This is a genomic window from Candidatus Parvarchaeota archaeon (genome assembly GCA_016866895.1).
GTDB lineage: Archaea > Micrarchaeota > Micrarchaeia > Anstonellales > VGKX01 > VGKX01.
The window spans coordinates 1-2,324 of the sequence record VGKX01000174.1 but is presented as its reverse complement, the minus strand read 5'-3'; the positions used below and the strand labels follow the sequence as shown (position 1 = coordinate 2,324).

At 47.0% G+C, this 2,324-nt stretch carries 4 protein-coding genes; all 4 read right to left on the bottom strand.

The window, feature by feature from the left end:
• Positions 1–634 (bottom strand): hypothetical protein (locus FJZ26_05640; GenBank protein MBM3229890.1); only part of this gene is annotated, 634 nt, incomplete at its 3' end.
• Positions 635–688: 54 nt separating this feature from the next.
• Entirely contained in the window at positions 689–1,219 is a 531-nt protein-coding gene (locus FJZ26_05635; protein ID MBM3229889.1) for a 50S ribosomal protein L16, read from the bottom strand.
• A 282-nt stretch (positions 1,220–1,501) separates the two neighbouring features.
• On the bottom strand, positions 1,502–2,119 hold the full coding sequence (locus tag FJZ26_05630) for a DUF1405 domain-containing protein (GenBank protein ID MBM3229888.1): 618 nt from the start codon (positions 2,117–2,119) through the stop codon (positions 1,502–1,504).
• 1 nt (position 2,120) lies between these two features.
• Positions 2,121–2,324, bottom strand: a 204-nt coding sequence (locus FJZ26_05625) for a hypothetical protein (protein ID MBM3229887.1), incomplete at its 5' end; no start/stop codon positions are given.

Below are 2,324 nucleotides of genomic sequence, written 5' to 3'. Positions count from 1 at the left end.
CCTTTTCTCTTGCAAGCTGCTTTGCCGCCTGCGCTTTTTTTTCAGGCTTGGCGCGTGGCACTTCCTTTGCTCTCATCTCTTGAACTTGCTGCACTTTTTTTTCTTCCAGTTCAAAATCCTGCGTGACTTTGGGGGCTTGAAGCTCGGCTTCCTTTGTTTTGTTGTCAGTGTCCTGTTCCTTGGGCTGCCTGGAGCCAAAAAGCTCATCTTCTTCAAATATTTTCGATTCAGGCTGCTTCTCCTTCATGCCAGGCAGTCTGCGCCAAGCTTCCTTTTCCTCCATTTGCAATGCCGGTTTTTCGGATATAATTGGCGCAACAGGCGCCTTTTCCTGCTGCTCCGGCTCACCTTTGGCAATTTCTATTATTTCAACAGGCTGCTTTATTGCCTCAACTTCAAAAGTAGCGTCGTGGTTTATTTTCTTTGCCTGCTTTTCCGTCCAGGTCAGGATTTCCTGCGTGAGCTGGTGGTCTATGCTAATTAGCCCCTGGGATTCAAGCACTTCAGCCCACTTGCGCACTTCGCGCTGGTCCATTGACAAGCTTGCTGCAAGCTCCTTTAGTCTAATGGACCTTCTTTCCTTTATCCTTTCTATGATTTCGTCAACGTCAGTGCTTATCAGCAGTTCTTTCAAACTCCCACCCACTTGCCTTGGCCTGAAAGACTGCCCCTTTACTTTAAGCAGCCTTCAAGCCACGGCCAGTTTTGACTCTGCTATGCTGAATGTTGAACCAAGCTTTATCCTTGCTCTCCTGTAGGCCTCCATCACATGGTGCCTGTTTGCCTGGCTTGTCTTGATTGTGAACACTGGCTGGTTTGCCATCATTCTTGCAGCCCTGCTTGTGGGCCTGCCAAACGCCTGCCTCATGCCTTTTTGCAACCTGTCTGCCCCGGCTCCTGCAATCATCCTGTTCTCACGAATCACGTTGTGCGGATAAACCCTCACTTTGAACGAGTAGCCGTTGAGAAGAACTTTCTCAAGGTACTTGTTTGCAGCCTGCCTTCCTGCCTCAAGTGCGTTGTCGCGAAGCTGTATTCCTATTGTTGTCACAAGGTCATATTGCGAATCATAATTCCCAGAAATTACTCCCATGTTATAGACATTGAGCGACAGATGCGGCAGCGCCTTTACAAACGACTTTCTTGGCTTTTTCTTTGAGAATCTTGACCAAGCAGTCTTATTTGTATCTCTGCACGTCCTTCCAGGCCTTAAACCCATAGCTAACACCTCAAATATGGCACTTTGCTAATCCTTGAAAGCCCGGGTTGCTGCCCGAGCCACCTGCGAAAATTAGCTGTTGCCATATTTGATTTGACAATCATTAAAAATCTGCCTCCCTGCGCAGGCACCTCCGTGGGTGCGGTGCAAGGCGCAAATTAAGTTGTAAAATAGGGCTTTTCAAGTATATAAACCTATCCATAACAGCTCATAATGCGCTACACGCCCAAGGCGCATGCTGGCATCTTGCAACGTTTTCGTTTCCCGGCCTTAATGCTGCACCTAGGCAAATATACTATTAACTTTTCTTGCAAAAGCGCAGTTTCGGATTTTTTCTGAATGCATGTGGTAAAACAGGCCAAAGCCAATTGAAAGGCATAAGGAAACCGCCGACACAAGCCCCATGTTCCACAATGGTATTATCTGTGGCGGGCCTGCAATCAACGAAAGCCAGTAGTTAGCATAATCGTTTGCAAGCAAAACAAGCAGCACCAAAACCAGATTTGTTGTTTTTCTTTTTTTTGGCAGGCAAAGAAGCGCCAGGAAAACCATTGCAGCGTGGGGGACAATGTAAAGCGCAAGCGATTCTAAAAATATTTCCTGCCTGAAATAAACCTGCGGGTGCAAAAGCATCACAAAAATAGTCCAAGCCCCAAATTTGCCAAGATATGAGCAGGCAAGCAGGTTGAGAAAATCGGACTTTTTCCACAGGTAAATCGCAGCCAGTGCGGCAAGTATGGCAAGTGGGCTGTTTGGAAGAAACACCCAAAGGTAAGGGCTTCTTGAAGCAAAAAAAGGCGAATAAAAATAAAAGCCAAAACCTATAGCCACAACAAGGATTGCAAGCAATAAAGTTCGCGGGGCTGTCGCGGTTATAAAACCCCCGGAAACCTTTAGCATATCAATCCATGCCTTGTTTTGCCAAGTAATACTTCTCCCCGGCCTTTATGTCCCTGCTCACAACGCTTCCTGCCCCCACCTGTGCCCTGTTCCCTATTTTTACGCCTGCAAGGATTGTGCAGTTGGCCCCAATCATGACTTCATCCCCAATTATTACTTTTCCGGTGCGCCATTTTCCAATCAAAAACTCATGAGTAAGGACAAG

Excerpts from the sequence above, each read along its gene's own strand:
- FJZ26_05635 (MBM3229889.1), bottom strand. The coding sequence starts at position 1,219 with ATGGGTTTAAGGCCTGGAAGGACGTGCAGAGATACAAATAAGACTGCT.
- FJZ26_05630 (MBM3229888.1), bottom strand. The coding sequence starts at position 2,119 with ATGCTAAAGGTTTCCGGGGGTTTTATAACCGCGACAGCCCCGCGAACT.